Annotated in this window: 13 protein-coding genes; 12 read left to right on the top strand and 1 reads right to left on the bottom strand. The window is 62.5% G+C overall.

Translation table 11 applies throughout. The features are described 5' to 3' along the window. Positions 1-51 precede the first annotated feature (51 nt). From SR858_RS21090 to SR858_RS21060, 7 genes are all read left to right on the top strand, one after another. Complete coding sequence (locus SR858_RS21090; RefSeq protein WP_019921572.1) at positions 52-1,032, top strand: YVTN family beta-propeller repeat protein; 981 nt, start codon at positions 52-54, stop codon at positions 1,030-1,032. Then, the gene (locus SR858_RS21085; RefSeq protein ID WP_019921573.1) at positions 1,032-1,829 is read left to right on the top strand and encodes a polysaccharide deacetylase family protein; all 798 of its coding nucleotides are present in this window, start codon (positions 1,032-1,034) and stop codon (positions 1,827-1,829) included. The genes SR858_RS21090 and SR858_RS21085 overlap by 1 nt, the downstream gene beginning before the upstream one ends. After that, positions 1,826-2,821 (top strand): sterol desaturase family protein, encoded by a 996-nt coding sequence (locus SR858_RS21080; protein ID WP_019921574.1) that lies wholly within the window; start codon positions 1,826-1,828, stop codon positions 2,819-2,821. Before SR858_RS21085 ends, SR858_RS21080 begins: the two co-directional genes overlap by 4 nt. Positions 2,822-2,944: 123 nt before the next feature. Then, positions 2,945-3,775 (top strand): EI24 domain-containing protein, encoded by an 831-nt coding sequence (locus SR858_RS21075; protein ID WP_019921575.1) that lies wholly within the window; start codon positions 2,945-2,947, stop codon positions 3,773-3,775. 14 nt (positions 3,776-3,789) lie between these two features. Further along, on the top strand, positions 3,790-4,575 hold the full coding sequence (locus tag SR858_RS21070) for a competence/damage-inducible protein A (RefSeq protein WP_019921576.1): 786 nt from the start codon (positions 3,790-3,792) through the stop codon (positions 4,573-4,575). A 303-nt stretch (positions 4,576-4,878) separates the two neighbouring features. Continuing rightward, on the top strand, positions 4,879-8,055 hold the full coding sequence (locus SR858_RS21065) for a transglycosylase domain-containing protein (protein ID WP_019921577.1): 3,177 nt from the start codon (positions 4,879-4,881) through the stop codon (positions 8,053-8,055). A gap of 146 nt (positions 8,056-8,201) precedes the next feature. Continuing rightward, positions 8,202-9,554 carry a TAXI family TRAP transporter solute-binding subunit gene (locus SR858_RS21060; protein ID WP_026637239.1) on the top strand — a complete coding sequence of 451 codons (1,353 nt, stop codon included), beginning with the start codon at positions 8,202-8,204 and terminating at the stop codon, positions 9,552-9,554. On the opposite strand, the gene SR858_RS21055 is transcribed toward SR858_RS21060, so the two are convergent. Further along, positions 9,555-10,013, bottom strand: a complete 459-nt coding sequence (locus SR858_RS21055; protein ID WP_019921579.1) for a rhodanese-like domain-containing protein — start codon at positions 10,011-10,013, stop codon at positions 9,555-9,557. It lies immediately after the preceding gene. 332 nt (positions 10,014-10,345) lie between these two features. On the opposite strand from SR858_RS21055, the gene glnA reads away from it, so the two are divergent. From glnA to corA, 5 genes are all read left to right on the top strand, one after another. Then, on the top strand, positions 10,346-11,761 hold the full coding sequence (gene glnA / locus SR858_RS21050) for a type I glutamate--ammonia ligase (protein WP_019921580.1): 1,416 nt from the start codon (positions 10,346-10,348) through the stop codon (positions 11,759-11,761). Positions 11,762-11,893: 132 nt separating this feature from the next. Then, entirely contained in the window at positions 11,894-12,403 is a 510-nt protein-coding gene (locus SR858_RS21045; protein WP_019921581.1) for a DUF4124 domain-containing protein, read from the top strand. 23 nt (positions 12,404-12,426) lie between these two features. Continuing rightward, positions 12,427-13,524, top strand: coding sequence for a nitrogen regulation protein NR(II) (glnL, locus tag SR858_RS21040; protein ID WP_019921582.1), 1,098 nt, complete (start codon positions 12,427-12,429; stop codon positions 13,522-13,524). 60 nt (positions 13,525-13,584) lie between these two features. Continuing rightward, entirely contained in the window at positions 13,585-15,105 is a 1,521-nt protein-coding gene (ntrC, locus tag SR858_RS21035; protein ID WP_019921583.1) for a nitrogen regulation protein NR(I), read from the top strand. Between the two features lie 91 nt (positions 15,106-15,196). Continuing rightward, positions 15,197-16,165 carry a magnesium/cobalt transporter CorA gene (gene corA / locus SR858_RS21030; protein WP_019921584.1) on the top strand — a complete coding sequence of 323 codons (969 nt, stop codon included), beginning with the start codon at positions 15,197-15,199 and terminating at the stop codon, positions 16,163-16,165. Positions 16,166-16,185 lie beyond the last annotated feature (20 nt).

The following is a 16,185-nucleotide window of genomic DNA, read 5'->3' as shown; positions in this document are numbered from 1 at the left end:
AGCCGGGTTTGCACGTAAAATAAAGTCTTTGCTCCTACAAGCGATTTCTTCATGTTCAGCAGTCTCCGCCGCAATTTCCGCCATATCGTTGTTTCCAGCGTTTGCGCCGTCGCCTTCATCCAGGGCGCCCAGGCCAACGTCGTGGTGGTGCTCAACTCGCGCGATGCGACCGTGCAGTTGCTGGACCAGGCCACGTACCAGAGCTTGTCCACCTTCCCGGTCGGCAAGGAGCCGCACCACCTGATGGCCACGCCCGACAACAAGTCGCTGATCGTCGCCAGCTCGGTCGGCAACGAACTGATTTTCCTCGATCCCAAGTCGGGCCAGATCCAGCGCACCCTCAAGGACATCCTCGACCCGTACCAGATCGGCTTCTCGCCCGACCAGAAATGGTTCGTCTCGAACTCGCTGCGGCTGGACCGGGTGGACATTTACCGCTACAACGGCACCAACCTGACCCTGAACAAGCGCATTGCGCTGGCCAAGCTGCCGAGCCACATGGCGTTCGACAAGGCCAGCACCACCGCCTTCATCACCCAGCAGGGCAGCGACCAGGTCAGCGCCATCGACCTGGTCAGCGGAGCCGTCAAGTGGACCATGTCGGTTGGTAAACTGCCAGCCGGCATTGCCATGACACCGGACGACAAGTACCTGCTGGTGGGCATCATGGGCAGCGATTACGTGGAAGTGATCGACTGGAAAACCCAGAAAACGGTCAAGCGCATCAAGACCGGCATGGGGGCGCACAATTTCCGCTCGGCCGGCGACGGCCGCTACACCTATGTGTCGAACCGCGTGTCGAACTCGATTAACATCATCGACCAGAAGACCCTGGAAAACGTCGGCCAGATCAACGTACCCGGCGGCCCGGACTGCATGGAAATCACCGACGACGGCAAGACCATGTGGGTGACGCTGCGCTGGATTAAAAAGGTGGCGGTGATCGATCTGAAAACCCGCAAGATCACCAAGCTGATCCCCGTGGGACGTTCGCCGCACGGCGTATTCTTCATCAATTCCGCCCAGCGCTGATGGACCATCGTATTGCCAGACCGGTGCTGGCGCTGCTGACCGCGCTGGCGGTGCCGGCGCTGGCCGCAGCCCCTGCCACGCCGGCAGGCGTTTGCAAGGGCACCATTTATCTCACCTTTGACACCGGCAGCCAGTCGCAGGCCGAGCTGATCGCCGACACCCTCAAGCGCCACCACATCAAGGCGACGTTCTTTCTCGCCAACGAGAAGACCGTGCGCGGCGACTATTCGCTCGACCCGTCGTGGTCGGCGTACTGGAAGGCGCGCGTGGCCGAGGGCCATGCATTCGGCTCGCATACGTTCGACCACGACGTGCTGGCCGGCGAAAAGGATGGCCGGTTCCGCGTCAAGCCCGGCTTCGGTGCGTCGGCCGGCAAACTCCGCAGCCTCACACCAGACCAGTATTGCGACGAAATCAAGCGCGTCGATCGCCGTTTCGTCGAACTGACCGGGGTACACCTCGATCCATTGTGGCGCGCACCGGCCGGGCGCACGTCGCCGCGCACGGTGGCGGCGGCCAAGGCGTGCGGCTATGCGCACGTGGGCTGGGCCCCGGCCGGCTTCTCGGGCGATGAGCTCTCGAGCACGGCTTATCCAAATCCGGTATTGTTGCAAAAGTCCTTGCGCGACTTGCGCAGCGGCGACATTTTCGTGGCCCACATGGGCATCTGGTCGCGCAAGGACGCGTGGGCGCCCGCCAACCTGGAGCCGTTGATCAGCGGCCTGGAGCAAAAAGGCTTTTGCTTTGCCACGCTGCGCGAACACCCTGACTATTCTTCACTTTTCAAACCGCGATGATGCAGACAATTTCCGACTGGTTCGGCACCGCCCAGGGGTGGTTGTTCGAAACAGTGATCCAGCCGCTGGTATTCCAGCTCGGCTTCGGCGAATACATCGAGGAAGCGTTCGAGGGCACCGAGTGGCTGATGATCGGCGTGCTCGAGCTGACCTTGCTGTTCATCGTGCTGCGGCCGATGGAGGCGCTGATCCCGGTGCACAAGTTCACCGACCCGCGCGCGCGCTGGAACGATTTTATCTATACCGTGTTGCACCGCATCGGCCTGTTCTCGGTGCTGATCTTCTTCACGCTCGACCCGCTGCTCGACTCGCTGGCCGGGCTGCTGCGCTTCGAGAGTTTCCAGCCGCTCAACCTGGAATCGCTGATCCCCAATATCAGCCCGCTGGGCGCCTTCCTGGTGTACTTCGTGGTGCTCGATTTCTTCGATTACTGGTACCACCGCGCCTCGCACCAGTTCAACTGGTGGTGGGCGTTGCACGGCCTGCACCACAGCCAGCAGGACATGAACCTGTGGAGCGACAACCGCAACCACCTGCTCGACGACTTCCTGCGCGACATTTACATGGGCGTGATCGCGCTGTGCATCGGCGTGGAGCCATCGCAGTACGTGATGCTGGTGTCGGTTTCACGCATCCTGCAAAGTTTGCAGCACGCCAATGTGCGCATCCATTTCGGCTGGCTCGGCGAACGGCTGCTGGTGTCGCCGCGCTACCACCGCATGCACCACGCGATCGGCGTCGGCCACGAATCGAAAGGCGCCGGCACCCTGGGCGGCTGCAATTTCGCCGTGCTGCTGCCGGTGTGGGATATCATTTTCAGGACTGCCAACTTCACGCCCGAATTCGTTACCACCGGCATCCGCGACCAGCTGCCGAAAACCGCAGCGGACGGCACCGTCGTGCCGGGGCGCGAATACGGCAAGGGATTCTGGTCGCAGCACTGGCTGGCGTTGAAGCGCCTGGTGGAATATGCACGAAAGGATGTGGTCTGATGAGGGCAGCTCGAAAAACCTACTGCGCGTTGCATTGTCGGTCTGCGATGCTCGCTGTGCTCCAGCACAGCTGCGCTTCTCAACCAACACTGCTGCCGCTCGCGACGGTTTTTCGAGGTGCCCATGAGTAACGTGTTACGCGCCTGGGGGCGCGCTTTCCTGTCGCAATGGCACGGCAAGTTGCTGGCGATGAGCCTGGCGCCGTTCCTGCTGGCCGTGGGCGTGTGGGCAGTGCTGCTGTACGTCGGCCTGCAACCGCTGATCGACGCCATGCACGGGCTGTTTGCCGAACATAACCTGTTTTCCACCAGCACCAGCTGGCTGCGCTCGCTCGGGCTGGGCACGCTGACTGCCGTGGTGGTGCCGCTGATTTCCATGCTGCTGTTGTTGCCGCTGATGATCATGACCGCGCTGATTTTTATCGGGCTGATCGCCATGCCGGTGATCTGCCGCCACGTGGGCCTGCGCCATTATCCGCAGCTCGAGCAGCGCCACGGCGGCACCCTGATCGGCAGCGTGGGAACGGCCGTCGGCGGCATGCTGATCTTTATCGGCTTGTGGCTGCTGACCTTGCCGTTGTACGTATTTCCGCCGCTTGCCGTGCTGGTGCAGGCGATGCTGTGGGGCTGGCTGACCTGCCGCGTGATGGTGTACGACGTGCTGGCCGACTACGCCAGCGCCGAGGAGCGGCGCGCCGTCCTGGCCGAACACCGCTGGCGCCTGCTGGTGATCGGCATGGTGTCCGGCGCGGCCGGCGCCTTGCCCGGCGCGATCTGGCTCGGTGGCGTGATGGCGGTGGTATTCTTCCCGTTCCTGGCCGCCGCATCGATCTGGCTGTACGTGCTGGTATTTATCTTTACCGGGTTGTGGTTTGCCTATTACTGCATGGAAGCGCTGGCGCGCATGCGCGCCAAGGAACCGGCAGTGGTTGACCCCACCCCGATTGAACTCTGAGAAAGCGGGATCTTATGGCGATCGGACTTATCATCATCGGCGACGAAATCCTGTCCGGCAGGCGCGTCGATCAGCACTTTTCCAAGGTGGTGCAGTTGCTGGCCGCACGCGGCCTGAAACTCGACTGGGCCGACATCCTCGGCGACGAGCCGGCGCGCATCGTGGCGACGTTGAAGCGCACGTTTGCCACCGGCGACATCGTGTTCTGCTGCGGCGGCATCGGCGCCACGCCCGACGACCACACGCGCCAGGCGGCTGCCGACGCGCTGGGTTTGCCGCTGGTGCTGCACGAACAGGGCAAGCGCAACATCGAGCAGCGCATTGTGCAAATGGGCGAGGAGGCCGGCCAGCCGGCCGATTTGAATTCGCCGGAAAACCTGCACCGCCTGAAAATGGCCGAGTTTGCCGAAGGCGCGGACCTGATCCCCAACCCGTACAACAACATCGCCGGTTTCTCGCTGCACCAGCATTATTTTGTGCCAGGCTTTCCGGTCATGGCCTGGCCCATGATCGAATGGGTGTTAGACAACAAATATGCCAACCTGTTCAACCGCGAACCGCACCTGGAGCAGTCGGTGCTGGTGTACGAGGCGGCCGAGTCGTCGCTGACGCCGCTGATGGTGGCGCTCGAAGAGCAGTATGCGCGCGTAAAAGTGTTCAGCCTGCCGAGCGTGGGCGACGCCACCACGCGCCGCCACATCGAGCTGGGCGTGAAGGGCGAACCGGCGCAGACGCTCGAAGCGTTCCAGCAATTGCGCGACGAGCTGACGCGCCTGGGCGTGGAGTTCGCGGCGCAGTAAAGCACATGCTGCCCATGCAGCGGCGGATGTCTCTCCCTGAAGGTGTATGGGTGTAGTCGCCGTCGTTGTTTTTTTGCGAAAATGCGCACCGTAAAGCAATTATTCTGCGAACGCACCGGTCTGTACCGTCGCCTTGTGGTGCAATGGTAACTAGCACTCTTTACTGAATAGCTGACCGGTTTGTCTCATATGTTAAGCAATCGTCGTTACCGCCGGCCCCTGGTGCGTGCAGCGCGCAAATTGCGCGCAGGCGCGGCAGTCCTGGGATTTCGACGCAAGCGTCACCTTCAAGTCGTTCCCCCCATGCCCATAGAAGATTCCGAAGCGCATCTCGCGCCGGCGCAGCCTGACGCGCCACCGTCCGAACCACCCAAGAAGAGCAAGCGCACGCGCAACGCCTTCATCCTCGTGCTGCTGGTCGGCGCCTCGTTTGCCGTGTACCTCGGCGTGCAGGAAAGCCGCACGTCCGCCATGCAGGCGCGCATTTTCACCGACCTGGCCGGCAAGATGACCTGGAAGGTGCAGCCGGGCCTGAGCAAGGCTATCCGGTTCCCGCACGACAGCCCGTACGACGAGCGCCTCGGCTACTCGAGCTTGCCTGACTATATCGGCCGCCTGAGCGAGCGCGAATACAAGGTCGGCGCGCAGTCGCGCATGTCGCCCAAGATGCTGGAGCTGGCCGAGCGCGGCATCTTCCCGGTGTACCACGAAAAAACCAAGACCGGCCTGACCATCTACGATTGCCGCGCCCAGCAGCTGTACGCCACTGCTTACCCGGAACGCATCTACGGCAAGTTCGAGCAGGCGCCGATGGCGCTGATCAGCTCCCTGCTGTACATCGAAAACCGCGAACTGCTCGACAATACCTACCCGAAACGCAACCCGGCCGTGGAATGGGACCGGCTGGCCAAGGCCGTGCTCGAGAAAAGCATGAGCGCACTGGGCGCCGGCCACCGCGCCGCCGGCGGCAGTACGCTGGCCACGCAAATCGAGAAATACCGTCACTCGCCCGAAGGGCGTACCGGCTCGATGACCGACAAGCTGCAGCAGATGATCTCGGCCAGCCTGCGCTCGTACCAGGACGGCCCGGACACCACCAAGGCGCGCCGCCGCATCGTCATCGAGTACCTGAACACAGTGCCGTTGTCGGCCAAGCCCGGCTACGGCGAAGTCAACGGCGTCGGCGATGGCATGTGGGTGTGGTATGGCCGTGGTTTCGACGAGTTCAACCGCATCATGGCGCGCGACCTGGAAAAACCCGATGCCGATACCGCGCTGGTGTACAAGGAAGCGCTGAGCCTGATGATCGCGCAGCGCCGTCCCAGCTATTACCTCGGTGACGGCGCCGAAGACCTCGACCAGCTGGCCGACGCCCACCTGCGCATCCTGGCCAAGGACGGCGTGATCACGGCCGCCATGCGCGACATGGCCTTGAAACAAAAACTGCATCCGGCCAAGGGCAACGGCCTGCAAGCGGCGCCGCCGATGACCTTTGTGTCGCGCAAGGCCACCAACGCCATCCGCAACCACCTGGCCAACCTGCTGGGCGACAACCGGATGTACAACCTTGACCGCCTGGACCTGGACGTGACCAGCACGCTGGACGCGCAGGCGCAAACGGCCGTCACGCAAGTGCTCAATGACCTGCGCGACCCCGAGCGCGCCAAGGCTGCTGGCCTGACCGGCAAGGGCATGCTCGGCAACGGCGACCCGGCCAACGTGGTGTACAGCTTTACCTTGCTGGAAAAGGGCAAGGACACCAACTTCCTGCGCCTGCAAACCGACAACTACGACCAGCCGCTCGACATCAACGAAGGCGCCAAGCTCGACCTGGGTTCCACGGCCAAGCTGCGCACGCTGGTCAGCTATCTCGACATCATGGACCAGCTGCACAAGAAATACGCCGGCATGAGTGCGGCGGAGCTGGGCAAGGTGGTGGTTGATCCGCAGGACAAGCTGTCGCTGTGGGCAGTCGATTACTTCAAGGGCTTGCCGGTGGGCGGCGAGGCGCGGGCGTTGACGCCGATGCTGCACGCGGCGATGGAGCGCAAGTATTCGGGCAACCCGGGCGAGGGCTTCTTCACCGGTGGCGGCCTGCATTACTTCGGTAACTTCTCCAAGGAAGACAACGGCAAAATCCTGACCGTGACCGAGGCGCTGCGCCGCTCGACCAACCTGGTGTTCGTGCGCCTGATGCGCGACGTCGCCAAGTTCTACATGTTCCAGACGCCGGGTTCGTCCGCTTCGCTGCTGGCCGACGCCGACGATCCGCGCCGCGCCCAGTACCTGGCGCGCTTTGCGGACAAGGAAGGCAAGGAGTTCCTGGCGCGCTTCTGGGCCAAGTACAAGGGCAAGCCGGTCTCCGAGTTCGACAACATCATGCTGGCCAACCTGCGCCGCACGCCGGTGCGCCTGGCCGTGATCCACCGCACCGTGTATCCGAAAGCGAGCCAGCAGGAGTTCGCGTCGTTCCTGCGCGCCAACCTGTCGTCGCAAAACGAGGTCTCGGACGAAAAAGTCGCCAAGCTGTACGACCAGTATGCGATCGACCAGTGGTCGCTGGCCGATCGCGGCTACCTGGCCAGCGTGCACCCGCTGGAACTGTGGATGGTGGCTTACCTGCACGCCAACCCGGGCGCCACCCTGACGCAGGTGAACGCGGCCAGCGAGAAGGAGCGCCAGGACGTGTACCAGTGGCTGCTGAAAACCAAGCGCAAGCACGCCCAGGATCGCCGCATCGCCGGCCTGCTGGAAGTCGAAGGCTTCATGGAAGTGCACAAGCAGTGGAAGAAGATGGGTTATCCGTTCGATTCGCTGGTGCCGTCGTACGCGACCACGCTGGGCGCGTCGGCCGACCGGCCGGCTGCGCTGGCCGAGCTGATGGGCATCATCGTCAACGGCGGCGTGCGCAAGACCAGCCAGCGCGTGACCACTTTGCACTTCGCCAAGAACACGCCGTACGACACCACCGTCACCCGCGCCAAGCCGGTGGGCAACGAGCAGGTGCTGGCGCCGGAAGTGGCGCAGGTGGTGGCCGAAGCGATCCGGGGCGTGGTATCGGACGGTACCGCCAAACGCGCGCGCGGGGCGTTCACGACTTCGGACGGCACCTTGCTGCCGGTGGGCGGCAAGACCGGGACCGGCGACCAGCGCTTCGACGTGTATGGCGGTGGCGGACGCCTGATCGAGTCGCGCTACGTGAACCGGTCGGCGACGTTCGTGTTCAATATCGGCGAGCGCTTCTTTGGCAGCATGACTGCGTATGTGCACGGGCCGGAGTCGAAGAACTACGACTTCACCAGCGCGCTGCCGGTGCAGTTGCTGGTGGTGCTGGCGCCGCATTTGATGCCGCTGATCGACCCGCACCCGGTCGTCAAGCCGGCGGTGGTACCGCCGGTGGTGCCGGGCACGGCGCCCGAAGTGGCGGCCACCCAGCCCAAACCGGTGGCGGCAGCGCCGCTGCGGGCCTGCGGCGGCTGATGTAGCGCTGGCCGTTGCGCCGTCATCCCGCACCGGCGGCCCGCCGCCCGGGCGGGGATCCCGTCTGGTGCCGGCCACTCGGTTTCACTTGCATACGGCGCCGATTGTTGGCAATGTAGCACCCCATGAAACCGATGCGCCACCACATGTCCAAAATCCTCAAGTTCACGCAGTTCTCCTTGCGTGACTTGTTCGCGTCCACCTTGCCCACCGTGCTGCTGATTGTCGGCGTGTGCCTGCTCGCTTACTGGCTGGTCGATCCGGCGCCGCCGCGCACGGTGCGGCTCGGTACCGGCCAGGAAAACAGCGCCTACGAAGAATTCGGCAAGAAATACGCGGCCATGCTGGCCAAGCACGGCGTGACGGTGACGCTGGTGCCATCGGCCGGGTCCGGTGAAAACCTGCACAACCTGCGCGACGGCAAGGTCGATATCGCCTTCGTGCAAAGCGGCAGCACCAATGAAGAAACGGCCGACCGCGAGGAGCTGACCTCGCTGGGCAGCCTGTTCGTCGAACCGCTGTGGCTGTTCCTGCGCGAACCGAAAGATAAAAAGCCGATCACCCAGCTGAGCCAGCTGCGCGGCATGAAGATCAATTTCGGTCCCAAGGGCGCCGGCGCGCCGCGCCTGCTGCACCAGGTGCTGGAATTGAACGGCCTGGAAACGGGCGACGTCCAGCGCCTCTCGCTGGCCAATACGCCAGCCGTGGTGGAACTGCTGGAAGGGCGCATCGACGGCCTGGTCTTTACTTCCGCGCCGGAAGCGCCGCTGATCCAGATGCTGCTGCAAACGCCGGGCATCCAGTTGTTCGACTTTACCCAGGCCGAGGCTTATGCGCGCAAGCTGCCGTTCCTCACGCATGTGACGCTGCCGCAGGGCATCGTTGATCTGGGCCGCGACATTCCGGCACGCGAGTACAGCCTGATCGCGCCGACGGCCACGCTGGTGGCGCGCGAGGATATGCATCCGGCGCTGATCGACCTGTTCGTGCAGGGCGCCAGCAGCATCCACAACGGCGCCGGCTGGTTCCAGCAGCAGGGGCAGTTCCCGTCGGCCAAGTACACCGAGATTCCGGTCGATGCCGAAGCGGCCAAGTTCTACAAGAACGGGCCGCCGCTGCTGCAACGGTATATGCCGTTCTGGGCCGCCAACTTCCTCGATCGCATGTGGGTGGTGATGCTGGCGCTGAGCGCGCTGATCCTGCCGCTATCGAAGATCGTGCCGCCGCTGTACGTGTGGCGCATTCGTTCGCGCGTGTATAAATGGTATGGACAGCTGCGCACGGTGGAGCAGAAGGTGGAAGAAGCGCCGGAAGGGGCGCGCATGCAGGTGTACGAAGAGCAACTGCGGCGCCTGGACGAGATCGAGGAGCTGGTCAACCAGATTTCGATCCCGCTATCGTTTGCCGACGGCCTGTATGGCTTGCGCTCCCACATACAGTTCGTGCGCAAGCGCATTCAGTTCCTGATGGCGGAAGGGGCGGAGGCGCTGCCCGTTTAATTAAGCCCCGGTCCAGGGCAAGCCGGCTTTGCACCAGCCGTTGAGGTTCTTGCGATGGGTGGCATCATCCTTGTCTCCCTCGAACCCTTCGAGGATATCGAAACAGTGCTGGTAGCCGTGTTCTGACGCCAGCTTGGCTGCACCACGCGAGCGCACGCCGGAGCGGCACAGGAACAGCAACACCTGGTCCTTGCGCGCCACCGAGTTCAATTGCTCGATAAATTCGTGGTTGGCATTGCCGCCAGGGTAAGTCGTCCACTGCACCGCACCATGTTGGGCCTCGGGGATTTTCACGCGGCCCACCCAGTCGCGCTCCGCGTTGGTGCGCACGTCCACCAGCTTGACAGCATTGTCGAGCCCCAGCAGCTCGAACGCTTCCTCGGGCGTGACCGCGCCAGCGTAGGCCCAGTCCTTGTTGCGGCCGCGCGCCGTCGCCAGAATCTCATCAATTTTGCTCATGTCATGTTCCAGTAGAGGTTTCAGATTATTATAAGCGTCCTGTGTGGCCGAAGATGGTATGCACCAAAACGAGGCATTTTCAGGCGGAATTCCAAAACCGCACAAATTCAGTGCGGTTTTTTGAAAATGCACCGCGATGGTGCCGCCTTGATCGTTGTCAAATTTGCGCTGTGCTACCGTGTGCCCAATTTTGGACGCACTTGGCGGCAAGTTCAAGGACGCTATCAACATAACCTTATGAGATTGTTATGCAATCGCAGGGGCGTATCGGCTGGCATGGATACTGCTTAGTGTAGGTGCACCAGTTCCGCAAATTATCTTAGGAGAGACGCATGGCAATGACAGCCGCAGAAGTTCTGAAAATGGTCCAGGAAAACGAAGTGAAATTCGTTGATTTCCGTTTCGCTGATACCCGTGGTAAAGAACAGCACGTTACCGTGCCAGTGTCGCACTTCGACATCGACAAGTTCGAATCGGGTCACGCATTCGACGGTTCCTCGATCGCCGGCTGGAAGGGTATTGAAGCATCGGACATGATCCTGATGCCTGATCCAAACACCGCGAACATCGATCCCTTCATGGAAGAGACCACGCTGTTCATGCAATGCGACGTGATCGAGCCTGCCGACGGCAAAGGCTACGACCGCGACCCACGCTCCATCGCCAAGCGCGCTGAAGCCTACCTGAAATCGTCGGGCCTGGGCGACACCGCCTACTTCGGTCCCGAGCCAGAATTCTTCATCTTCGACAGCGTCCGCTGGAAAATCGACATGTCGGGTTGCTTCGTCAAGATCGACTCCGACGAAGCGTCGTGGACCACCGGCGAAAAAATCGAAGGCGGCAACAGCGGCCATCGTCCAACCGTCAAGGGCGGCTACTTCCCGGTTCCTCCAGTGGACAGCTTCCAGGACATGCGTTCGGAAATGTGCCTGATCCTCGAATCGCTGGGCATCCCGGTCGAAGTGCACCACCACGAAGTGGCTGGCGCTGGCCAGAACGAAATCGGCACCAAGTTCTCGACCCTGGTCGAGCGCGCCGACTGGACCCAGAACCTGAAATACGTGGTCTGGAACGTGGCCCACAGCTACGGCAAAACCGCGACCTTCATGCCAAAACCTATCGTTGGCGACAACGGTTCGGGCATGCACGTGCACCAGTCGATCTGGAAAGACGGCGTCAACCTGTTCGCTGGCGACGGCTATGCCGGCCTGTCCGATACCGCACTGTTCTACATCGGCGGCATCATCAAGCACGCCAAGGCACTGAACGCGATCACCAACCCGGGCACCAACTCGTACAAGCGCCTGGTGCCAGGCTTCGAAGCGCCGGTCAAGTTGGCGTACTCGGCTAAAAACCGTTCGGCATCGATCCGTATCCCGCACGTGGCCAATCCAAAAGGCCGTCGTATCGAGACCCGTTTCCCGGATCCACTGGCCAACGTGTACCTGTGCTTTGCCGCGCTGCTGATGGCTGGCCTGGACGGTATCCAGAACAAGATCCACCCGGGCGAAGCAGCGTCGAAAGACCTGTACCACCTGCCGCCGGAAGAAGACGCACTGATCCCGACCGTGTGCGCTTCGCTGGAAGAGGCGCTGGAAAACCTGGACAAGGATCGCGAATTCCTGACCCGTGGCGGCGTGTTCTCCGACTCGATGATCGATGCCTACATCGAACTGAAAATGCAGGACGTCCAGCGCATGCGCATGACGACCCATCCTGCAGAGTTCGACATGTACTACTCGCTGTAATTGCAGTCTGCCTGGCGCCGTGGTAACGCGGCACATGGCACGTATAAAACGCGGGGAAGGCGAAGGCTTTCCCCGCGTTTTTGTTTGGGGTGTTGTATAGTCGCGTGGACCCACCCATCCACGGAATGACGAATGATTTTGAGTTTGCAACGCGGCGCGTTGGCTTGCATGCTGGCGCTGGTGAGCGCTTCCGCTGCTGCCCAGGGCGTGATCTACAAGTGCACGCCGCCAGGCGGCAGCGTCGAGTACACGGATATCAAGCGCGGCAACTACTGCACGGCGATGGACTTGCCGGGCACGGTGATCGCCGCGCCGCCACGGCGGGCTGCGCCGGCACGGTCGCCGACGCAGGCAGGCCAGCCAGCCGCTGTCCCGGTGCCTGCAGCGTTCCCGCGCGTGGACAATGCCGAGCAGCGCGCGCGCGATGCTGACCGCCGCGCCATCCTCGAAGACGAGCTCAAAAGCGAGCAGCAAAAACTGGCCGAGTTGCGCTTTGAATACAACAACGGCGCGCCCGAACGGCGCGGCGACGAGCGTAACTATGCCAAGTACCAGGAACGCACGGCCACGCTGCGCGACAGCGTGGGCCGCGCCGAAAAAAACGTCGAAGCCCTGAAACGTGAAATCGCCAATATCCGCTAACCTGCTTTCCCCATGAGTCCCCGATGAGCCTTGTCAACGCACTGAATCACCCTGCACGCCCGGCCATGCTGGCCGGCCTGGAATTGCTGGCCTCCGCCGTCGTCATGCTCGATGCCGACGGCCATATCGCCTACGCCAACGCGGCGGCGGAAAATCTGCTGGCCAGTTCGCTCAAAGCGATGTCGCGCCAAAAGCTCAGCGCCCAGTTCATCAATCCCGACGAGCTCGATCACATCTGCGCCCAGGCGCGCGAACACAAGTTTTCCGACCTGCGCCAGGATCTCACGCTCGAGCGCGCCGGCCGCGATCCGCTGCACGTGCACAGCATCGTCTCGGCGCTCGACGAACCGCCCGGCCATATCCTGATCGAGCTGCGCGAGCACTTGCAGCATTTAAAACTCGACCGCGAGGAACGCATCCTCGACCAGAGCCAGGTGAACAAGGAACTGATCCGCAATCTGGCCCACGAAATCAAGAATCCGCTGGGCGGCATTCGCGGCGCCGCGCAGTTGCTGGAGATGGAGCTGCCGGCGCTGCACGCGGTGCAATTGCGCGAATACACGCAAGTGATCATCAAGGAAGCGGACCGCCTGCAAACGCTGGTGGACCGCCTGCTGGCGCCGCACCGCCGGCCGCACATCGTGGGCGACGTCAACATCCACGAAGTGCTCGAACGCGTGCGCAGCCTGATGCTGGCCGAGTTCCCGTCCGGCCTGACGATCTTGCGCGATTACGACGCGTCGATTCCCGAGTTCCGCGGCGACAAGGAGCAGCTGATCCAGACCGTCCTGAACATCGCCCACAACGCCGCGCAAGCGCTGGCCGCGCAGATGGAAGAGGGGACAGCGCAGATTATTTTGAAGACCCGGGTGGCGCGCCAGGTGACGTTGGCCAAGGTACGGTACGGGCTGGCATTAGACTTGCATATCATCGACAATGGGCCGGGCATCGCACCCCAGATCCGTGACCGTATTTTCTACCCGCTGGTGTCGGGCAGGGAAGGCGGCAGCGGACTGGGACTGACATTGGCGCAAACCTTCGTGCAACAGCACATGGGCGTGATCGAATGCGACAGCCGGCCTGGATACACGGATTTCCGCATCCTGCTGCCATTGCCATAAGTGGTGGCAGACAGGTGCGACTTCCCTCGATAGACGATCCACGCGGGAAATACACAACACATGAAGCCAATCTGGATAGTAGACGACGACGAATCGATCCGCTGGGTACTGGAAAAAGCGCTGGCCCGGGAGAACCTGGCCACGAAGAGTTTTGCCAATGCGCGCGATGCCATCGCCGCGCTCGAATACGAGACGCCGCAAGTGCTGGTGTCCGACATCCGCATGCCGGGCGATTCCGGCCTCGACCTGCTGCAACTGGTGAAGTCGCGCTTCCCCGGCCTGCCGGTCATCATCATCACGGCGTTTTCCGACCTCGATTCGGCAGTGGCGGCCTTCCAGGGCGGCGCCTTCGAATACCTGGCCAAGCCGTTCGACATCGACAAGGCCGTCGAACTGATACGCCGTGCGCTCGACGAGAGCCTGCGCGAGACCAGTGTCGAATCGGGCCCGGCGGAAACGCCGGAAATCCTCGGCCAGGCGCCGGCGATGCAGGAAGTCTTCCGCGCCATCGGCCGCCTGTCGCAGTCGAACGTCACGGTGCTCATTACCGGTGAATCGGGTTCCGGTAAAGAACTGGTGGCGCGCGCGCTGCACAAGCACAGCCCGCGGGCGGCGCAGCCGTTCATCGCGCTCAATACGGCGGCGATCCCGAAAGACTTGCTCGAATCCGAGTTGTTCGGCCACGAGCGCGGCGCCTTCACCGGCGCCCAGACCACCCGGCGCGGCCGCTTCGAGCAGGCCGAGAACGGCACCCTGTTTTTGGATGAGATCGGCGACATGCCGTTCGACCTGCAAACCCGCTTGCTGCGGGTGCTGTCCGACGGCCATTTCTACCGCGTCGGCGGCCACCAGCCGATCAAGGCCAATGTGCGGGTGATTACCGCCACCCACCAGAATCTCGAACAGCGCGTGCGCGAAGGCCTGTTCCGCGAGGACTTGTATCACCGCCTTAACGTCATCCGCCTGCGCCTGCCCAGTTTGAGGGAACGGCGTGAAGACATCCCCATTTTGGTGCGCCACTTCCTGGTGCAGAGCGCCAAGCAGCTGGGCGTGGAAGCGAAGCGCATGAGCGACGCCGCGTTGACCTTCCTGTGCGGCCTGGAGTTGCCCGGCAATGTGCGCCAGCTGGAAAACCTGTGCAACTGGATCACCGTGATGGCGCCGGGCCAGACCGTCGAGGTGAAGGACTTGCCGCTGGAGCTGACCCAGGAGCAGCCGGCCGCCGGTGGCAACGCCGGACTGTTCTCGCTGACGGAAGGATATAGCGCCGTCCAGCACCACGGCACCGTGATGCCGATTGCCGCACATGATGTGTCAGCGTCCGCCCAGGCAGCGCCTGCGCCGGCCACGCCGGAAGCCTGGCTGAATCTGCTGGAAATGCAGGCTGCGTCCATGCTCAGCGGTGGCCAGCAGGAAGTGATGGCGGTACTGGGGCGGCAGTTCGAGTCGGCCCTGATCCGCACCGCGCTCAAGCACACCCACGGCCGCAAGAACGACGCAGCGGTACGCCTGGGCATCGGCCGCAACACCATCACCCGCAAGATCGCCGAACTGGGCATCGACGGCGCCAAGGACGACTGACGCCACATTCATTGCCGGCAGTACCGTTGTACAAGTTTCAGGTAAGCTCTTGGCTGCAAAGCCAAGGGCTTTATTTTTTTATGGAATGTGTATGCTGCTCAATTGTGTCGCCTATGAGGATGGGCAAAAACTGGCCGATATCCCGGTCGAAGAAATCAGTGATTACATGGAGAAGCCCGAGACCTTCGTCTGGGTGGCGCTGCACGAGGCTACTCCCGAAGAGCTCACGACCATGCAGCATGAATTCGGCCTGCACGAACTGGCGGTGGAAGACGCCAGCCGCGGCCACCAGCGCCCCAAGATCGAGGAATACGGCGACTCGCTGTTCGTGGTGGTAAAAACCGTCGAATGCCGCGATGGCGACGTCGTGCTGGGCGAGGTCGATATCTTCGTCGGCCAGAACTACGTGCTGTCCTCGCGCGACGGTCAGAGCACCAAGGGTTTCTTAGGGGTGCGGGCGCGTGCCGAGCGTGAGCCGCACATGTTGCGCAAGGGCCCGGCCTTCGTGCTGTACGCACTGATGGACGCGATTGTCGATCGTTACTTCCCGGTGCTGGAAATGTTGGAAACCGAGCTGGAAAAGATCGAGGAGCTGATCTTCAGCCAGGGCAAGCAGCGCGACAATATCGAGCGCCTGTACGAACTCAAGGGAAAAGTGACCACGGTGCGCCACGCCGTGGTGCCGATGATGGAAGCGGTAGGGCGCCTGTACGGCGGCCGGGTGCCGTCGATGTGCCTGGACACCCAGGATTATTTCCGCGACGTCCACGACCACCTGCACCGCATCAGCGCGTCGCTCGACACCATTCGCGACACCATTGCCACGGCAATCCAGGTCAACCTGTCGATGACGGCCATCGAAGAGAGCGAAGTGAACAAGCGGCTGGCGGCGTGGGCGGCGATCTTTGCGATCGTTACCGCGTTTGCCGGTGTGTGGGGGATGAACTTCAAGTTCATGCCCGAGCTGGAGTGGAAGTACGGCTATCCGATGGCGCTGTCCATCATGATCTTCGTGTGCTGGATCTTGCACCGGCGGTTCAAGCGGGCCGGGTGGTTGTAAATGAAAAAAGCCCCGGCGCT

It is taken from the genome of Duganella zoogloeoides (genome assembly GCF_034479515.1).
Taxonomy (GTDB): Bacteria; Pseudomonadota; Gammaproteobacteria; order Burkholderiales; family Burkholderiaceae_D; genus Rugamonas; species Rugamonas zoogloeoides.
This window is presented reverse-complemented; position numbering and strand designations above follow the sequence as displayed.

Coding starts and splice junctions, on each gene's coding strand:
- SR858_RS21090 (WP_019921572.1), top strand. CDS start 52: ATGTTCAGCAGTCTCCGCCGCAATTTCCGCCATATCGTTGTTTCCAGC.
- SR858_RS21085 (WP_019921573.1), top strand. CDS start 1,032: ATGGACCATCGTATTGCCAGACCGGTGCTGGCGCTGCTGACCGCGCTG.
- SR858_RS21080 (WP_019921574.1), top strand. CDS start 1,826: ATGATGCAGACAATTTCCGACTGGTTCGGCACCGCCCAGGGGTGGTTG.
- SR858_RS21075 (WP_019921575.1), top strand. CDS start 2,945: ATGAGTAACGTGTTACGCGCCTGGGGGCGCGCTTTCCTGTCGCAATGG.
- SR858_RS21070 (WP_019921576.1), top strand. CDS start 3,790: ATGGCGATCGGACTTATCATCATCGGCGACGAAATCCTGTCCGGCAGG.
- SR858_RS21065 (WP_019921577.1), top strand. CDS start 4,879: ATGCCCATAGAAGATTCCGAAGCGCATCTCGCGCCGGCGCAGCCTGAC.
- SR858_RS21060 (WP_026637239.1), top strand. CDS start 8,202: ATGTCCAAAATCCTCAAGTTCACGCAGTTCTCCTTGCGTGACTTGTTC.
- SR858_RS21055 (WP_019921579.1), bottom strand. CDS start 10,013: ATGAGCAAAATTGATGAGATTCTGGCGACGGCGCGCGGCCGCAACAAG.
- glnA (WP_019921580.1), top strand. CDS start 10,346: ATGGCAATGACAGCCGCAGAAGTTCTGAAAATGGTCCAGGAAAACGAA.
- SR858_RS21045 (WP_019921581.1), top strand. CDS start 11,894: ATGATTTTGAGTTTGCAACGCGGCGCGTTGGCTTGCATGCTGGCGCTG.
- glnL (WP_019921582.1), top strand. CDS start 12,427: ATGAGCCTTGTCAACGCACTGAATCACCCTGCACGCCCGGCCATGCTG.
- ntrC (WP_019921583.1), top strand. CDS start 13,585: ATGAAGCCAATCTGGATAGTAGACGACGACGAATCGATCCGCTGGGTA.
- corA (WP_019921584.1), top strand. CDS start 15,197: ATGCTGCTCAATTGTGTCGCCTATGAGGATGGGCAAAAACTGGCCGAT.